18 protein-coding genes and 1 tRNA gene are annotated in these 15,862 nt (G+C 63.7%); 8 read left to right on the top strand and 11 right to left on the bottom strand.

All coding sequences use genetic code 11. The annotated features are described in order from the left end of the window. Positions 1 to 64 precede the first annotated feature (64 nt). The 4 genes from FOS14_RS09165 to FOS14_RS09150 all read right to left on the bottom strand — a co-directional run bounded on the left by FOS14_RS09165 (position 65) and on the right by FOS14_RS09150 (position 5,026). Positions 65 to 550 (bottom strand): thioesterase family protein, encoded by a 486-nt coding sequence (locus FOS14_RS09165; protein ID WP_255450192.1) that lies wholly within the window; start codon positions 548 to 550, stop codon positions 65 to 67. Between the two features lie 2 nt (positions 551 to 552). After that, positions 553 to 2,226: an energy-dependent translational throttle protein EttA gene (ettA, locus tag FOS14_RS09160; protein ID WP_143769993.1), complete on the bottom strand. Its 1,674-nt coding sequence runs from the start codon at positions 2,224 to 2,226 to the stop codon at positions 553 to 555. A gap of 121 nt (positions 2,227 to 2,347) precedes the next feature. Beyond that, positions 2,348 to 2,806 carry a single-stranded DNA-binding protein gene (locus FOS14_RS09155; RefSeq protein ID WP_143770171.1) on the bottom strand — a complete coding sequence of 153 codons (459 nt, stop codon included), beginning with the start codon at positions 2,804 to 2,806 and terminating at the stop codon, positions 2,348 to 2,350. Between the two features lie 162 nt (positions 2,807 to 2,968). Beyond that, positions 2,969 to 5,026, bottom strand: coding sequence for a cytochrome c oxidase assembly protein (locus FOS14_RS09150; protein ID WP_143769992.1), 2,058 nt, complete (start codon positions 5,024 to 5,026; stop codon positions 2,969 to 2,971). A gap of 107 nt (positions 5,027 to 5,133) precedes the next feature. Here FOS14_RS09150 and FOS14_RS09145 point away from each other — a divergent pair. After that, positions 5,134 to 5,207: transfer RNA gene (locus FOS14_RS09145), tRNA-Arg, on the top strand. Between the two features lie 5 nt (positions 5,208 to 5,212). On the opposite strand, the gene FOS14_RS09140 is transcribed toward FOS14_RS09145, so the two are convergent. Continuing rightward, positions 5,213 to 5,812: a TetR family transcriptional regulator gene (locus tag FOS14_RS09140; protein WP_255450191.1), complete on the bottom strand. Its 600-nt coding sequence runs from the start codon at positions 5,810 to 5,812 to the stop codon at positions 5,213 to 5,215. 138 nt (positions 5,813 to 5,950) lie between these two features. Between FOS14_RS09140 and FOS14_RS24685 the strand changes: the two genes are divergently transcribed. Genes FOS14_RS24685 through FOS14_RS09120 form a run of 5 tightly spaced genes read left to right on the top strand, consistent with a single transcriptional unit; the run spans position 5,951 to position 8,966 of the window. Beyond that, entirely contained in the window at positions 5,951 to 6,112 is a 162-nt protein-coding gene (locus tag FOS14_RS24685) for a hypothetical protein (RefSeq protein ID WP_185981698.1), read from the top strand. Positions 6,113 to 6,117: 5 nt separating this feature from the next. After that, complete coding sequence (locus FOS14_RS09135) at positions 6,118 to 7,353, top strand: alkane 1-monooxygenase (RefSeq protein ID WP_143769991.1); 1,236 nt, start codon at positions 6,118 to 6,120, stop codon at positions 7,351 to 7,353. 41 nt (positions 7,354 to 7,394) lie between these two features. Continuing rightward, positions 7,395 to 7,574: a rubredoxin gene (locus tag FOS14_RS09130; RefSeq protein ID WP_255450211.1), complete on the top strand. Its 180-nt coding sequence runs from the start codon at positions 7,395 to 7,397 to the stop codon at positions 7,572 to 7,574. Between the two features lie 4 nt (positions 7,575 to 7,578). Beyond that, complete coding sequence (locus FOS14_RS09125) at positions 7,579 to 7,764, top strand: rubredoxin (protein WP_143769989.1); 186 nt, start codon at positions 7,579 to 7,581, stop codon at positions 7,762 to 7,764. After that, complete coding sequence (locus FOS14_RS09120; protein WP_143769988.1) at positions 7,761 to 8,966, top strand: NAD(P)/FAD-dependent oxidoreductase; 1,206 nt, start codon at positions 7,761 to 7,763, stop codon at positions 8,964 to 8,966. Before FOS14_RS09125 ends, FOS14_RS09120 begins: the two co-directional genes overlap by 4 nt. Before the next feature lie 39 nt (positions 8,967 to 9,005). Here the strand turns inward: FOS14_RS09120 and FOS14_RS09115 are convergent, their stop codons facing one another. Further along, entirely contained in the window at positions 9,006 to 9,734 is a 729-nt protein-coding gene (locus tag FOS14_RS09115) for a polyprenol monophosphomannose synthase (RefSeq protein ID WP_143769987.1), read from the bottom strand. 11 nt (positions 9,735 to 9,745) lie between these two features. Continuing rightward, positions 9,746 to 10,066, bottom strand: a complete 321-nt coding sequence (locus tag FOS14_RS09110; RefSeq protein WP_143769986.1) for a hypothetical protein — start codon at positions 10,064 to 10,066, stop codon at positions 9,746 to 9,748. A 274-nt stretch (positions 10,067 to 10,340) separates the two neighbouring features. On the opposite strand from FOS14_RS09110, the gene FOS14_RS09105 reads away from it, so the two are divergent. Beyond that, positions 10,341 to 11,075, top strand: coding sequence for an SIMPL domain-containing protein (locus FOS14_RS09105; RefSeq protein WP_143769985.1), 735 nt, complete (start codon positions 10,341 to 10,343; stop codon positions 11,073 to 11,075). 72 nt (positions 11,076 to 11,147) lie between these two features. Here the strand turns inward: FOS14_RS09105 and FOS14_RS09100 are convergent, their stop codons facing one another. The 3 genes from FOS14_RS09100 to FOS14_RS09090 are packed head-to-tail and all read right to left on the bottom strand — an operon-like array spanning position 11,148 to position 13,641. Beyond that, positions 11,148 to 11,351: a hypothetical protein gene (locus FOS14_RS09100; RefSeq protein WP_143769984.1), complete on the bottom strand. Its 204-nt coding sequence runs from the start codon at positions 11,349 to 11,351 to the stop codon at positions 11,148 to 11,150. A gap of 14 nt (positions 11,352 to 11,365) precedes the next feature. Then, positions 11,366 to 12,502, bottom strand: coding sequence for an acyl-CoA desaturase (locus tag FOS14_RS09095; protein ID WP_255450190.1), 1,137 nt, complete (start codon positions 12,500 to 12,502; stop codon positions 11,366 to 11,368). Between the two features lie 38 nt (positions 12,503 to 12,540). Beyond that, on the bottom strand, positions 12,541 to 13,641 hold the full coding sequence (locus FOS14_RS09090) for a ferredoxin reductase (RefSeq protein ID WP_143769982.1): 1,101 nt from the start codon (positions 13,639 to 13,641) through the stop codon (positions 12,541 to 12,543). A 153-nt stretch (positions 13,642 to 13,794) separates the two neighbouring features. Here FOS14_RS09090 and FOS14_RS09085 point away from each other — a divergent pair, with 153 nt between their 5' ends. Continuing rightward, entirely contained in the window at positions 13,795 to 14,415 is a 621-nt protein-coding gene (locus tag FOS14_RS09085; protein ID WP_370512195.1) for a TetR family transcriptional regulator, read from the top strand. On the opposite strand, the gene FOS14_RS09080 is transcribed toward FOS14_RS09085, so the two are convergent. Further along, complete coding sequence (locus FOS14_RS09080) at positions 14,402 to 15,718, bottom strand: MFS transporter (RefSeq protein WP_143769980.1); 1,317 nt, start codon at positions 15,716 to 15,718, stop codon at positions 14,402 to 14,404. The two genes, FOS14_RS09085 and FOS14_RS09080, sit on opposite strands and share 14 nt — an antisense overlap. Positions 15,719 to 15,862 lie beyond the last annotated feature (144 nt).

The following is a 15,862-nucleotide window of genomic DNA, read 5'->3' as shown; positions in this document are numbered from 1 at the left end:
ACACTAGTCGGGCAGCTGGCGCGGTGCCGTTGGAATCCGGCACTCGAAAGAGGACTACCCCGGTTTAGCCAACCGTGATCAGATACTCCGAGAGTCGCTGGCGCTCAATGTCGAACAACTGACGAGCCTGCTGGGTTTCCAGATCGAAACCAACCATGACGGCGTTGACCACCGCGCACACCGTGCCGCCGACATCGCGCAGGGTATGGCGGATGCCGTAGGACGAGTTGCCGATATGGGTGATGGCCACGCCGACCGCGAGCGGCCCGGATTCCGCCAGAATCGGGCGAATGTAGTCGATGTCGGTCGTCCGAAGAACCACTGCTCGGCGTCGGTCATTTTCACCGGCGCCGAGCTTCTCGTCGAAGAACAGCGATTTGTAGAACTTCACGCGCGCTTCCATCGCGTACTCGAGGTACTTGACGTTGTTGACGTGGCCGAGCATGTCGAGGTCGGCCCAGCGGACCTCGACTTCGCACGTGAACGTCTTGGCTGCGCCGTCCGCCGACTCGGCCGGCACCTGTCGAGTTGCCGATGGGTTTTGGCTCACGACTAGTCCCGGGTGAGCTTGCGGTGCGTCACCCGATGTGGTCGGGCCGCATCGATCCCGAGACGCTCGACCTTGTTGGCCTCGTACGCTTCGAAGTTGCCCTCGAACCAGAACCACTGGCCTTCAGCGACGTTGCCTTCCCAGGCGAGGATGTGCGTACACGTGCGGTCGAGGAACCACCGGTCGTGGGAAATGACCACCGCACAGCCAGGGAACTGGGTCAGCGCGTTTTCGAGCGAGCTGAGGGTTTCCACATCGAGGTCGTTGGTCGGCTCATCGAGCAGGATCAGGTTGCCGCCTTCTTTCAGCGTCAGCGCCAGGTTGAGCCTGTTGCGCTCGCCGCCGGAGAGCACACCCGCCGGCTTCTGCTGGTCCGGACCTTTGAACCCGAACGCACTGACGTAGGCACGCGACGGCATTTCGTTCTGGCCGACCTCGATGAAGTCCAGGCCGTCGGAAACCACCTGCCACACGGTCTTGTTCGGATCGATGTTGGCACGGTTCTGGTCGACGTAGCTGAGCTTGACCGTTTCGCCGACCTTGACGGTGCCGCTGTCGGGCTCTTCGAGACCGACGATCGTCTTGAACAGCGTCGTCTTACCGACGCCGTTGGGACCGATCACGCCGACGATGCCGTTGCGCGGCAGCGTGAACGACAAATCCTTGATGAGGACGCGACCGTCGAAGCCCTTGTCGAGGTGGCTGACCTCGACAACCACGTTGCCCAGCCGCGGCGGTGTCGGGATCTGAATTTCCTCGAAGTCCAGCTTGCGGTACTTCTCGGCCTCGGCCGCCATCTCCTCGTAGCGGGCCAGGCGCGCCTTGTTCTTGGTCTGGCGGGCCTTCGCGCCGGAGCGCACCCATTCCAGCTCTTCCTTGAGGCGCTTCTGCAGCTTCTGGTCCTTCTTGCCCTGGACCTCGAGCCGCTCGGCCTTCTTCTCCAGATAGGTGGAGTAGTTGCCCTGATACGGGTGCAGCTTGCCGCGGTCGACCTCGCAAATCCATTGCGCCACATGGTCGAGGAAGTAGCGGTCGTGCGTGACAGCGAGGACGGCACCCGGGTAGCTGGCCAAGTGCTGCTCGAGCCAGAGCACGCTCTCCGCGTCGAGGTGGTTGGTGGGCTCGTCGAGCAGCAACAGATCCGGCTTGCTCAGCAGCAGCTTGCACAGCGCGACGCGGCGGCGCTCACCGCCCGAGAGATTGCTGACCGGCGAGTCGGGCGGCGGGCAGCGCAGCGCGTCCATGGCCTGCTCGAGCTGCGAGTCGAGATCCCACGCGTCGGCGTGGTCGAGCTGTTCTTGCAGCTTGCCCATTTCCTCCATGAGCTCGTCGGAGTACTCGGTGGCCATCAACTCGGCGACCTCGTTGAAGCGGTCGAGCTTCACTTTGATCTCGCCGAGACCCTCCTCGACGTTGCCGCGCACCGTCTTTTCCTCGTTCAGCGGTGGTTCCTGCAGCAGGATGCCGACGGTAGCCTCCGGATCGAGGAACGCCTCGCCGTTGCTGGGCTGGTCGATGCCGGCCATGATCTTGAGAATGCTCGACTTGCCCGCGCCGTTCGGGCCGACGACACCGATCTTGGCGCCTGGGTAGAAGCTCATTGTGACGTCATCGAGGATGACTTTGTCGCCGTGCGCCTTGCGCACCTTCTTCATCGTGTAAATGAACTCCGCCATAGTTCCTAGCCTATCGGTGCGGTTCTGCGGTCCTGTAATCCGCGGTTAATCGCGCTAGCCGCCCGGTACGAGCGAGCACGCCCCGGCCCGGACTGGCGCAGGGCGTGCCGCCGCGATCTGCTCAGACTGCTACCGGCACATCGGTTTCGGTTGCTTCAGCAACATCCGGCGCGCCCTCACTCTCTGTCGGCGCAAGCACCACCGGTTCGACGCTGACCCGCCTGGGCCGCTCCACCTTGACCGTGCAGCGGGCGAGGTCCGGGCCGATGGCGGTGGCCCGTAATTCGAGATCGTTGCGTTCCACACCGTCCTTGGTGGTGTACTGACTCGACCTCAGCTGGCCGTAGGCAATGATCGGGTCACCACGCATGATCGACGCTCCGACGCCGGACACGAGTCGCCGCCAGCAGCTCACCGTCACGTAGAGGGTGCCGCCGCCCACCCACTCACCCGTGTTCCTGTCCTGTCGTCGGGCGTTGCTCGCCATTCGAAACGACATGACCTCGTCGCCGCTGGCAGCCGTGCGCTTGATCGGGTCGCTGATTACCTTGCCGACAATCGCGGCGTGCGCCTCGTACATCAGTTTCTCCCCCTTCGGATTTTGCTCGGCGCTCGCCGAGCGCTGCGCCGATACCAGCTTCACCGAGGAAAGCCGTCCGGAACGAGGAGATTTGGAATCTGTGGATAGCCGAGCGGGCTGTGGACAGATTTGGTCGTAACGTCGCTGCGCGCGGCGAATCTGTCAGTGGCTGCTGCTAGGACTCGGCGGGCCATGCTGCGATTCGCGTTCCCGGCGGGTGAGCTCGGCCAGCATCCGGTTATAGGCCGCCAACTCGGCGTCATCGTCGCGGTCCGCGGCCCGGTCGATTCGCTTAGCGGTCCGTCGATCCGACCTGGACCACTGAACCAACAGCGCCAGCATGACCAGCACGAGCGGTACTTCACCAGTCGCCCACGCGATTGCACCGCCGAGGTGCTGATCGGAAAGCAAGTTGATGTGCCAGGGCAGTCCGAGGGTGCGGTAGAACCATCCCCCCATGACCGAATCCATACTCATCAAGGTGACACCAAAGAAAGCGTGGAAGGGCAACGTGGCAAAGACCATCGCCACCTTTACCACGGGCGGCACCCGGCGCGGCGACGGATCTACGCCGATCACCACCCAATAGAAGAGGTAGCCGCTGACGAGGAAGTGCAGATTCATCAGCAGGTGCGCCGCGTGGGAATCCACGACCGCGTTGAAGATGCCGCCGAAGTACAGGCCATAGAAGCTGCCGACAAAGATCACCGACGCGACGATGGGATGAGTCAGAAATCGTGAGACGGGATTGTGCACGGCGGCGAGCACCCACTCGCGAAGGCCGGGCGGCGCGTCCTTGCCGGCGGGCTTGAGGGCGCGCAGCGCCAGCGTGACCGGTCCGCCCAGCACCAGCAACACCGGTGCAAGCATCGACAGCGCCATGTGCATTTCCATGTGCACGCTGAACATCGCCGGCGCGTACCGACCCATGCCGGACGAGGTCGCGAACAGAATCGTCAAGCAGCCCGCCAGCCACGCGATGGTGCGACCGACCGGCCACTTGTCGCCGCGGGCTCGCAGGTGGCGGACGCCGACCACATAGAGCACCGCCATGACGATGGCCGCCGTGCCATAGATGAGGTCGAAGCGCCAGTCGAACAAGATTCGCGCGAATGTCGGCGGCCCGTCGAGGTTGTAGCCGAGCGCCACCTCGGTGAGGCTCGGTTTGGTCTCGGCGTCGGCGGGTGGCGGGGTACGTCCGAGTCCGACTGCGAGCCCGATGGTCGCCGCGAACAAGATTGCCTCGATACCGGCGAAACGCAGCAGAGCCGACCGTGACGTCGGGTCGGCAGCGAGCGCCGGCAGCGACCGCTTGCGCTGCATGAAGCCGAGGCATCCCAGCGCTATGAGCGCGGCCACCTTGGCCAGCACAAGTCGACCGTAGGTGCTGGTGAACAAGTCGCTCAACGGGATTCGGACCAGGGTGTTGAGGACGCCGCTGACCGCGATCACCACATACGCGACGCCGGCTAGTGCGGAAAACCGCCGCGCGGCAACATCGGTGTGGGCGCCGCCGTGACGTGCCAGCACCAACAGCGCAAACAGTCCGCCCGCCCACAGCGACGCCGACACCAGATGCAGGATCAAGCTATTGGTGGCGACGTCGTGGGAACCGCCCGCCGATGAGTGCCCGGTAATCGCCAACGGCATCAGGGTGAAAAGCGCCAGCCCCAACAGCAGCGGTGTCCAGCCCCACCGCAATATCACTCGGCAAGCCACCGCGAGGACAAGTGCCATGATCGCGGTCGCCCGCCAGGCCGACGCGAGTTCGACCTGCCCGATCGAACTCCAGAAGTTCGGCGCCCGCACAGCGACAGCGATGGATTGTCCCGAGGTGTCCGACAGGGTCAGCGGCACGAGCAAGGCCGCGCAGATCGCCCATGCCAACGCTGCGTTCGAGGCGATGCGAACGGCGCGGTAGCCGTCGACATCCAAGATTCCGCTGCGTTGTGGTGGCACCAGAAATGCCGCCAACAACAACGACCCGATGCTGATCACCCCGGCGCCCTCGGCGATCGCGCGCACTGCCGGAAGCCCGTACGTCGTCAGTGGCCCGGGATCGGGGATACCCAGCAAGACCAGCGCGTTCGCGGCGGAAAGACCCACGACCAATGCCGCCACGAGCGCCGCAACTGCAGCGGATAAAACGAAGAGAACGCTCGAAGCAGCCGGGCGGTCTCGCAGGCCGGGCGCGGTGCCGACCAGCTCGGGTGATGCCATGGCTTCCAGGGTAGAGCTGTGTCGCAGGGCACCTTGATCCCCCGCGGTTATACTCTCGAATGCCGTGCCCGATAGATCCTGTGTGGCGCACTATCGCTGCCCGGCAAGCCTCCGTAGCTCAGATGGATAGAGCAAGAGCCTTCTAATCTCTAGGTCGCAGGTTCGAGTCCTGCCGGGGGCGCACATTCAGCGCGCCAGCAACGCCCCACCGATCTTGCGGATTTGCTCGACGGCATGGTCGATTGGGCCCAGCGGCTGCATCATGTGGCTCAGCGCCAACCGGACCACCACCTCCATTGCCGACGCGAGGTCCTCGTCATCGAGGTCCGCAACGTCGTACTGCGCACGGACGGCAGCCGAAAGCGCGCTGATCGCGCGGTGTAGCACGGGCTCCGGCTCCACCGCCAACAACGGCAGCAGGCCCGGGTCGGTGCCGCCCTCTCCGGTCAGAATCGCCTTGATCAGGGTGTTGTTCGCGCTTTCGCGCAAGGTGTATTCGACGGCGTCGGCCAGGCCGGCGACAACGTCGTCCGGTTGGGCTGCCAGGCACTTGGCGACGCCGGCCAGGAACAGGTCGGTTTCCCGCTCGAGCAGTGCCTCGCCCAGGGCTTGGCGATTCCCGATCTCCTTGTACAGCACCGGCCTGCTGACGCCCACGTCCTTGGCGACGCGGGACATGTTCACCGCCGACCAGCCCTCGGCGGCCACCAGCTCGCGCGCCACGTCGAGGACTCGCTCGCGCAGCAGCCGGCGCATCTCGGATTGAAAGTTCGGCGACTCTGACATGTCGCAAGCCTACATCAACTTCCAATATGTAGTCGAGATTTACACTCTTGACTCGTGTGTATTTGTCAAATACAGTTCTAGGCACGGTGTAAATAACGGATGTGGCCGACATCCCTGACCGACCGAAGAGGTGGTGACATGTTGGAAATGGTGCAGGTGCTCGTTCCGCTGCTGCTGTTCATGCTCTCCCCGGTGCTCGTGCCCGGCGTGTACCACGCGCTCGGAACTCTGAAGGAACGCCGCGCGCGCAACTCCAGCATGGTTCTCCACGGTTGGTCGGTACTTCCAGAGGAGGCATAAGGTCAATGGCGACACAAGCCGCAACGAAGCGAGTCGAGAAAGCAGAGGTCCCAGCCGAACAGTGGCGCGACAGGAAGCGCTACCTGTGGCTGATGGGACTCATCCCACCGTCGTGTGTATTCCTCGGAACATTCCTGGTTTGGGCATTCAATGAGCTCGGCTGGACTGCCGTCGCACCGACATGGTGGTGGATGGGGCCGATCCTGCTCTACGTAATCCTGCCGATCCTGGACATCTTCTTCGGTCCCGACGGCCAGAACCCGCCCGACGAGGTGATGGAACAGCTCGAGAACGACAAGTACTACCGCTACTGCACCTACATCTATATCCCGTTCCAGTTGGCGAGCCTGGTCTTCGCCTGCTACCTGTGGTCCGCGGACTCCGTCTCCTGGCTGGGCCTGGACAACGGGCTGGGACTGATCTCGAAGATCGGCCTGGCGTTCACTGTCGGGGTCATGGGTGGTGTCGGTATCAACACCGCGCACGAACTCGGCCACAAGAAGGTCGAACTGGAGCGCTGGCTGTCGAAGATCACCCTCGCCCAGACTGCCTACGGGCACTTCTACATCGAGCACAACCGCGGCCACCACGTGCGCGTCGCCACCCCGGAAGACCCCGCCAGCTCGCGTTTCGGCGAGTCGTTCTGGACCTTCCTGCCGCGCAGCGTGTGGGGCAGCCTCAAATCCTCGTGGCACTTGGAGAAGGCCCGTTTGGAGCGCCTCGGCAAGAGCCCGTGGACGCTGAGCAACGACGTCCTCAACGCCTGGGTGATGACGGCAGTGCTGTTCGGTGTGCTGATCGCAGTGTTCGGTCCGGTGACCATTCCGTTCCTGCTCCTGCAGGCCGTCTACGGCTTCTCGCTGCTCGAGTCGGTTAACTACCTGGAGCACTATGGATTGCTGCGGCAGAAGAACGAGAAGGGTCGTTACGAGCGCTGCACCCCGTCGCACAGCTGGAACTCCGACCACATCGTGACCAACCTGTTCCTGTACCACCTGCAGCGGCACAGCGACCACCATGCCAACCCGACGCGCCGCTACCAGACGCTGCGCAGCATGGAAGGCGCGCCCAATCTGCCCAGCGGCTACGCGAGCATGATCTCGCTGACCTACTTCCCGCCGCTGTTCCGCAAGGTGATGGACCACCGGGTGCTCGACCACTACAACGGTGACATCAGCCGCGCCAATATTCAGCCGCGCAAGCGCGAGCGGGTCCTGGCCCAGCACGGAGGCGTGCGATGAGCGACCAACAACCCTCCGTGCGTGATTTTTCACCGCGGGCGGTGAAAAATCACGCACGGCAATACCAGTGCCCCATCTGCGACTACATCTACGACGAGGCCAAAGGTGCTCCGCGCGAGGGCTTTCCGGCTGGCACCGCCTGGGACGCCATTCCCGACGACTGGTGCTGCCCGGACTGCGGAGTACGGGAAAAGGTCGACTTCGAACTGATTGGAGCGTAACGACGTGAACACCGACTACAAGCTCTACCGTTGCCTGGTTTGCGGATTCGAGTACGACGAAGCCGAAGGGTGGCCCGAGGACGGCATCGAGCCCGGCACCCGCTGGGACGACATTCCCGACGACTGGTCTTGCCCGGACTGCGGCGCCGCCAAGGCCGACTTCGAAATGGTCGAGGTCGCGCGGGCATGACCGACACGATCGCAGTGGTTGGCACCGGCGTCGCCGGTGCCACCGCCGCTCAAACCCTTCGCACCGAAGGCTTCACCGGACGGGTCGTGCTCATCGGCCATGAATCCGCACTGCCCTACCGGCGCCCGGTGCTCTCCAAGGAACTGCTCGCGGGAACCACAACCCGCGAGCGTTCGCTGCTCCAGCCCGAAAACTTCTGGGGCGACAACAACATCGAGCTGCACACCGGCACCACCGTTACCGCCTTGGATGGTGCCGGACACCGACTGACTCTGTCGTCGGGCGAGAAGCTCGACTACGACGCGGTGCTCCTGGCAACCGGCGGCCAGGCTCGACAACTGAATTACCCGAACGCCGGCTCGCGGGTGTTCACCCTGCGAAACATCGACGACGTGGTACCGCTACGGGCGGCACTCGACCACGGTGGTTCGCTGCTTGTGATTGGCGCCGGACTGATCGGGTGTGAAGTGGCGGCCACCGCGAGCCAGATGGGACTGGACGTCACAGTTCTGGAGGCAGCACCGGTACCCCTTAGCCGCATCGTGCCGGCCGAGATCGCGCAGATGTACATGCAACTGCACTCCGACAACGGCGTTGAGATCGTTACGGGGGTCAAGCTCGCAGCTCTCGTCGAGGTTCGCGGCGAGGTTCGGGCGATTGCTACCGATGGCAGCACGTGGCGGGCCGACGCCGCGCTCGTTGCGGTCGGTTCGACGCCCAACACCGCACTCGCCGAGGCTGCCGGACTGCACGTCGACAACGGAATCATCGTCGACGAGCGTTATCACACTTCGGTTTCCGGCGTCTACGCGGCTGGTGACGTGGCGAACTCACCCAATCCGGTCCTCGGTGGCCGGCAGCGCTCCGAGCACTGGAACGACGCCCGCGCGCAGGGCGAGGCCGCCGCGAAATCGATTCTGGGGCAGTCTGTTCAAACTCCGGACGCGCCATGGGGCTGGTCGACGCAGTACGGCAATAACCTACAGTTCGCTGGCTGGACCCGGCACGACGACGACTACCTCGTGGCCGGCGACATCACGACCCGGAACTTCACCGCGCTCGCGCTGCGTGATCGACGACTCGTGGGTGCGATCGCGATGGGCCGGCCGAAGGACATCCGGACTGTCCGCACGATGATTCACAGCAACGCGATCATCGATGCGGATAACGCCGCGCAAGCCCTCGCCGGCGTCGCCGGTTAGGCCCTAATTTCCCCGGCAGGCACTGCTCGGTACCGCCGATCAGTGCCTGCCGAACAGCAATTTCCACGGCGTGAGCGCCGATTCGAGTTGGACCCGCATGGTCATTTTCGACGCGCCCTCGACCCGTTCCTCGAAATGAATCGGAACCTCGGCGATTTTCATACCGTGCTTAACGGTTCGGTAATTCATTTCCACTTGAAACGAATAGCCATTGCTCTTGATTGTCGGCAGGTCGATCGCCCGTAATGTGTCGGCCCGCCACGCCTTGAATCCAGCAGTGGCGTCTTTGACCTTGAGTCGCAGGATCAGGTTCACGTAGAAGTTGGCCCACACCGACAAGGCCTTGCGGTACCACGGCCAGTCCGATGCGGTCGAGCCGCCCGGGACGTAGCGCGATCCGATCACCACGGCCGCGTCGGTGGTTTGCAACGTCTCGATCATGGTGGGGATAGCCGAAACGGGATGCGACAGGTCCGCGTCCATCTGCACGACAATGTCGGCGCCCTCTTCCTCGGCACGCGTCATGCCGGCCACGTAGGCGCGGCCGAGACCGTCTTTCACCGTTCGGTGCAGCACCCCGATGGTGCCCGGAGCATCGGCGGCGAGCTTGTCGGCCAGCTCCCCGGTGCCGTCCGGAGAATTGTCATCCACGACGAGAATGTGCAGGTTGGGCTGCTGCAGCCCAGTGAGCTGGTCGATGAGCACGGGCAGACTTTCGCGCTCGTTGTAGGTCGGTACGACGACGACCGTCTTCGGTAAAGCTTCCATCACGTGCTCCTTCACTCCGGGACGGTGCCATCCACCGAATACAGCGTCACATCGCCGGCTTCGTCCATGAACGCGTTCACCAACATTGTTCCGGTTGCGTGCAGTTCGCTGGCATCGGGAGCCTTGGTTGTGATGGTGATTTGCGGCACGGATGCCCAGTTGACCACGTACCGCTCCGGCGGACCACTGCCGTCGCTGAGGTTAGCGAGCTTGTAGATGGATACCGCTTTGCGGTCGATGAGCGACTTGACCACGTCGGCGATACGGTCGGGCTCCTCGAGCGCGAACAAGATGCCGAAGGTCAGTTCGGGCGAGGACACGTACGCGGGCACGAACCGCGAGGTTAGCTGATCGGGCACGTGGGCGCCCAATGCGCCCGCTTCATCGCAGTCGCACTAGTGTCCCGCCGGTGTGACCGAGCGAGCATCGCAGGCGGCCGGCAGGTCGCCGAGGCGCGGAGCGAAGGCCATCACCGGCTAGTGTCCCGCCGGTGTGACCGAGCGAGCATCGCAGGCGGCCGGCAGGTCGCCGAGGCGCGGAGCGAAGGCCATCACCGGCTAGTGTCATAGCTCACAGTCACCGCATCGAACGGGAGGGCCCACTGCTATGCCACGCCGATACCGATTCACCGCAACCGCTATCGGCGCCGCCGCGGCCGCCACCGTCAGCCTGCTGCTGGCCGGATGTTCCAGCGATGACGACAACGGCGCAAGCACGCATGAGGTCACGGTTGTCGGCTCGGGCGAGGTCACCGGCGCACCGGACATTCTCAACGCCGATGTGGGCGTGTCGACTACGGCGGCTGACGTCTCCGGCGCGGTCGAAGCCGCCAATCAGAAGGCCAAAGCCATGATCGATGCGGTGGTCAATGCGGGAGTGGCCCGTTCGGATGTGCAGACCAGCGAGCTGTCCATTCAGCCCGAGTACAACAACCCGGCGCCCGGCGGCACCAGCACCGTCTCGGGCTATCGCGCCACGAATTCAGTCCACATCACCGTGCGCGACCTGACCAAGGCGTCGAAGGTTCTCGATGCCGCCGTCAAGGCGGGTGGCAACGACGCCCGACTGGGCGGGGTTTCGTTCGCGATCGATGACAATTCGAAGTTGCTGGCCGACGCCCGTAAGCGGGCTTTCGAGGATGCGAAGAACCGCGCCAAACAGTATGCGGACCTCTCCGGTCTTCCGCTCGGCAAGGTAATCGACATCAGCGAGACCAGCAGCGGCGGCCCGACCCCGATGCCCCGACAGAACGGCACCATGAACGCCGCGCCGGACATGCCGATCGAGCCCGGAACCCAAAAGGTGCACTTCGATGTCACCGTGAAGTGGGCACTGGGCTGACAAAAAAAGTCAGAGGGTGCCGTCCATAGTGGACTGACACCCTCTGACGCTGGTCTTGCAGGCGCTCGGCGGTTACTCCGCCGCGCCCTCACCGTCTGCGTGTGCAGACTTAGCAGCCTCACGCATCTCGATTCCCTCGGTTACCCAGTCACCGATCTCCTTGGTGACGTCCCGAATCGCCGAGGTGAGAATCGTGGCGATGTTGCCGACGTGCTGCGAGGCAGACTCGGTCATCTCCTGGACCACGTCTTTGTTGATTTCGAACTTTCCAACCATGCGCTTTCTACCCCTCAGGCTGCGACACTCTGACGACGAGCAACGATAACACCGGGCGCGGAATTCGAGCCGGTAAGTCCGTTGGGCAATGCGAGCTTGAAAATCTTGCCCCACACGGAACCGATTTGCTTGAAGAATCCCCCAGTGTTGTACGGCAGGTTGTACTTTTCGCACAACGCTCGGACCTCCGGCGCCATTTCCGGGTAGCGGTGCGCCGGGATGTCCGGGAACAGGTGGTGCTCGATCTGGTGTGACAGGTTGCCACTCATGATGTGGAACAACTGTCCACCTTCGATGTTGGCCGAGCCGAGCATCTGCCGCACGTACCACTCACCGCGGGTTTCGTTCTCGGTCTCTTCCTTGGTGAAAGTCTGCACACCCGTTGGGAAGTGGCCGCAGAAGATGATCGAGTAGGCCCACAAGTTGCGGATCAGGTTGGCCGTGGCATTGCCGAGCAGGGTGGAAACGAACAGCGGTCCGGTCAGCGCCGGGAAGACGACGTAGTCCTTGAGCGTCTGCCGACCGGCCTTGTGCCACCAGCCTTTCAGCAGCGGCTTGACGTCGGTCCATTTGCGCTTGCCCGCGATGACGTTCTCGGCCTCGAGATCGTGCAGCATGACGCCCCACTCGAAAAACACCATCAGGAGGAACGCCCAGACCGGGTTACCGAGGTAGTAAGGGTTCCACTTCTGGGCCTCATCCATGCGCAGGATGCCGTAACCGATGTCGCGGTCCATGTCGAGGATGTTGGTGTAGGTGTGGTGCATGTAGTTGTGGGAGTGCTTCCACTGATCGGCGGGGCACACGGTATCCCACTCGAACACTTGGGAATTCAGCCCCGGCTCACGCATCCAGTCGTACTGGCCGTGCATGACGTTGTGGCCGATTTCCATGTTGTCCAGGATCTTCGACACGCCGAGTGCCGCGACGCCGGCCAACCAGAACGGCGGCAGGAAGCCGAGGTACATCAGGCCGCGGCCGGCGACTTCGAGCCCCCGCTGCGCCTTGATGATCTTGTAGATGTATTCGCGGTCGGAATCGCCGAGATCGGCGACGATACGGGCGCGCAGGGCGTCGAGCTCACGGCCGAGCTCTTCGACCTGCTCGACGGTCAGCACGACCGGTTCGGGCTCAGTTGTCTTTCGCTTCATCAGCATTGGAGTTCTCCTTCGGTAAAGGTTGTGGGCGCTCAGATGTCCAGCACGACGTCGCCGACGGGGGCGTTCACGCAGATCTGAATGGCCTTGTCGGGGTCACTGTCGAGTTCCCCGGTCCGCAGGTTGCGGGTGCAGCCGGACTTCTTGATCGAGGTGCAGGAGAAGCAGATGCCCATCCGGCAGCCGTACTCGGGCGTCAGTCCTGCCGCTTCGGCCTGCTCGAGCAGGCTGGAACCGCTGTTCTCGGCCGACACCGCGCTGGCATCGAATGTGACAGTGCCGGTGGCATTCTCGTCGACGACGATCTCCGGAGCAACGAATTCCTCAGTGTGCAAGCTGGATTCGATGCCGAGTTCGCGATAGACCTCGCGAACACTGCGCATCAGGCCGGGCGGACCGCACAGGAAGGTCTGCGCTTGCGCGTACCAGGGCGCGGCGGCGCTGAGGTGTTCGGTTCCGAAGAATCCGTGCAGGTCCCCGCCGTCGTGCTGTTCCGTATAGGCGAGAACGAGATTCACGTTGGCGTGGCTATCGGCGATCCGGCGGAGTTCCTCGCGGTAGGAAACGTCCGCCTCGCCATATGCGTAATGCAGGAAGGTGATGGGTCCGCGGTGGCCCTCGTCGACGAGGGTGCGCAGCATCGACAGCACCGGCGTGATGCCGCTGCCGCCACTGATCAGCAGGACATGCTCGGGACGCTGCTGCGGAAGACGGAAGACGCCGTCGGCCTGCGAGAGGCTCACCACCAGTCCCACGGCGGCGTGGTCGTGCAGGTAATTCGAGACGATGCCCTCAGGGTGGCGTTTGATGGTGAGCTCGATTTTGCCGTCCGCGCGGTACTGCGAGCAGGCCGGCGAGTAGCAGCGGGTGTGCCGCACACCGTTGATCACCACACCCAGTTGCACGAACTGACCGGCGGCGAAGCCGGCCCAGCGGCGGGTGGGGCGCAGCGTCAAGGTGACGGTGTCTGCGGTGCTGCGGTTGACGTCGGTGACCTCGGCGCGGATGTCGCGCACGGTCAGCATGGGGTTGACAAGTTCGAGGTAGCGGTCCAGCGGGTGCGGCGTCGTCATCGTCTCGGCTAGTGCGAGTAGCCGGCGGCCGGTCGCGCGCCCGGGAAGTATCGCGGTCATCGGGTCCCCTCTTGGTCGGGTCCTACTTCGGTGTACATCCGTACACTGACTATATGAGACCGGTTCAGATCTACCGCTGTCAACTGCATAAATGCGTGATCTGACTTACACGAACACCTGTGCACTGGGAGTGCACGAATGTACGCTATATCGGTGACGACACCGGAAACTCGCGCGGAAAAGAAGGAACGGACCAGGCGCGCGCTGCTCGACGGCACTCTCGAGTTGACCAAGGACAGCAGTTTCGCCAGCGTCAGTCTGCGCGAGATCGCCCGCAGCGCCGGTATTGTTCCGACCGCCTTCTATCGGCACTTTTCGTCGCTCGAGGAGTTGGCGCTGGCGCTGGTCGACGAGGGAATGCGCGCACTGCGGTTGATGTTGCGGGAGGCCCGCCGCTCCCCCGGGCCCGCCAACGCGCACGCCTCACTGGAGATCTTGATCAGGCACGTGCGGGCCAATCCGGAGCTGTTTCGCTTTCTCTATCGCGAGCGATACGGCGGTCCGCCGGAGGTGCGGCGGGCGATTCGGACCGAAATAGGCCTGATCGTGCGCGACCTCACCATCGATCTTTCCCGCATCATGGACCTGCGCGACTGGCCCACCGAGGACTTGCAGATGGCGGCCGACCTCATCGTGACGACGATGACACAGGCGATGGCTGAGTTTCTCGACGCCGACGACCCGCGTTCCGAAGAAGACGTCGCGCTCCGGACGGAACGCCAGATGCGGCTGATCATTCTGGGAATGGCTGGGTGGCGGCCTAAGCCGGATTGAGTTCGGGCGCCCGGACCGCAAGCAACGCCGCGAGACCGACTCCGAGCACCAGCATGATGCCGACGATCCCCGCCCGGTCGGCGTCGAAGACAAAGGTGAAGAACCCGAAGAGGGTGGGCGCCAGGAACGACACCGCGCGACCCGTCGTCGCGTACAGGCCGAACATCTGTCCCTCGCGGCCCGGCGGGCTGAGCCGCGCCATGAAGCTGCGCGATGCCGACTGCGAGGGCCCGACGAACAGGCACAGCAGCAAGCCGAAGATCCAAAACATCAGTGGGCCCGAGACAACAAGCAGCACAACGCCCAGCAGAATCATCGCTGCAAGCGAGACGACGATCACGGGTTTGGGACCCAGCGCGTCGTCGAACCGACCGGCAACCACCGCCCCCAGCGCCGCAACAACATTGGCCGCGATGCCGAACAACAGCACATCGGCGGCACTGATGCCGTAGACCCGCACCGCGAGCACTGCGCCGAAGGTGAATACGCCGGCCAGCCCGTCACGAAACAACGCGCTGGCGATGAGAAATCCGACGGTTCGCCGGTCGACGTGCCAAAGATCCTTGAGATCGCGCCAGAGCACCCGGTAGGAGCCAAAGAAGCCGGTGCGGGCTTCCGGCTCCGCTGCTGCATGCGGTAGTTCCGGAACGGCGAACAAGACGGGGATCGCAAAGACGGCGAACCAGACTGCCGCGACGAGGGCGACCAATCGAATGTTGGTGCCGCCGTCGGTCGTGATATGCAGAATTCCGCGCCTATTGCCGTGGCCCGCGATGAACCCGAAGTAGGACACCAGCAGCAACACGATGCCGCCGAAATAGCCCATGGACCAACCGAATCCAGAGATGCGGCCGATGGTCTCCGGCGTCGACACTTGGCGCAGCATCGCAAAATAGGGCACCTGCGCAAGTTCGAACATCACCGACGCGATACCGAGCAGGAGCAGGCCGAACCACAAATAGTGGTAGTTGTCTTTGACCAAACTCATTGCGGCCATGGCCACAACGGTGACGGCGGTGAGCGCGCCGAGGGATCGCTTGCGCTGAGCGGTGGCATCGAACCGCTGACCGCTGATGGGGGCGAGCACCGCGACCAGGAACCCGGCGACGCCGAGCGACCAGCCGAGCCACGTGCTCGCCGAAATCTGCCCCGGCAGATGCTTTCCGACCGCATCGGTGAGATAGACCGAGAAGACGAAGGTGAGGATCACGGCGTTGAAAGCCGACGATCCCCAATCCCATAGCGCCCACGACGTAACCTGCCGACGCGAGGTCGCCGCTCCGATCCCGGCTCGGGTGGACATGCTGCCGAGCCTATCCCCCGAGGTCACCCCCTACTTGTGCACGGACTGCAGTCGATCGACCGCAGTCCGACGCGAAAGAGCGGGCGACTTCGCCGGCCTACGCAACCTGTTGCATAGGCAACTGGGTGCATATAGGCTCCACCC

Source organism: Skermania sp. ID1734 (genome assembly GCF_007489285.1).
Classification (GTDB): Bacteria; Actinomycetota; Actinomycetes; order Mycobacteriales; family Mycobacteriaceae; genus ID1734.
The sequence above is the reverse complement of the archived record's forward strand: the minus strand, read 5'-3'. Positions and strand labels throughout refer to the sequence as shown.

Bases quoted from the DNA above. Each gene is read 5' to 3' on its own strand.
- ettA (WP_143769993.1), bottom strand. From the start codon at position 2,226: ATGGCGGAGTTCATTTACACGATGAAGAAGGTGCGCAAGGCGCACGGC.
- FOS14_RS09155 (WP_143770171.1), bottom strand. From the start codon at position 2,806: ATGTACGAGGCGCACGCCGCGATTGTCGGCAAGGTAATCAGCGACCCG.
- FOS14_RS09150 (WP_143769992.1), bottom strand. From the start codon at position 5,026: ATGGCATCACCCGAGCTGGTCGGCACCGCGCCCGGCCTGCGAGACCGC.
- FOS14_RS09140 (WP_255450191.1), bottom strand. From the start codon at position 5,812: ATGTCAGAGTCGCCGAACTTTCAATCCGAGATGCGCCGGCTGCTGCGC.
- FOS14_RS24685 (WP_185981698.1), top strand. From the start codon at position 5,951: ATGTTGGAAATGGTGCAGGTGCTCGTTCCGCTGCTGCTGTTCATGCTC.
- FOS14_RS09135 (WP_143769991.1), top strand. From the start codon at position 6,118: ATGGCGACACAAGCCGCAACGAAGCGAGTCGAGAAAGCAGAGGTCCCA.
- FOS14_RS09120 (WP_143769988.1), top strand. From the start codon at position 7,761: ATGACCGACACGATCGCAGTGGTTGGCACCGGCGTCGCCGGTGCCACC.
- FOS14_RS09115 (WP_143769987.1), bottom strand. From the start codon at position 9,734: ATGGAAGCTTTACCGAAGACGGTCGTCGTCGTACCGACCTACAACGAG.
- FOS14_RS09105 (WP_143769985.1), top strand. From the start codon at position 10,341: ATGCCACGCCGATACCGATTCACCGCAACCGCTATCGGCGCCGCCGCG.
- FOS14_RS09100 (WP_143769984.1), bottom strand. From the start codon at position 11,351: ATGGTTGGAAAGTTCGAAATCAACAAAGACGTGGTCCAGGAGATGACC.
- FOS14_RS09095 (WP_255450190.1), bottom strand. From the start codon at position 12,502: ATGAAGCGAAAGACAACTGAGCCCGAACCGGTCGTGCTGACCGTCGAG.
- FOS14_RS09090 (WP_143769982.1), bottom strand. From the start codon at position 13,641: ATGACCGCGATACTTCCCGGGCGCGCGACCGGCCGCCGGCTACTCGCA.
- FOS14_RS09080 (WP_143769980.1), bottom strand. From the start codon at position 15,718: ATGTCCACCCGAGCCGGGATCGGAGCGGCGACCTCGCGTCGGCAGGTT.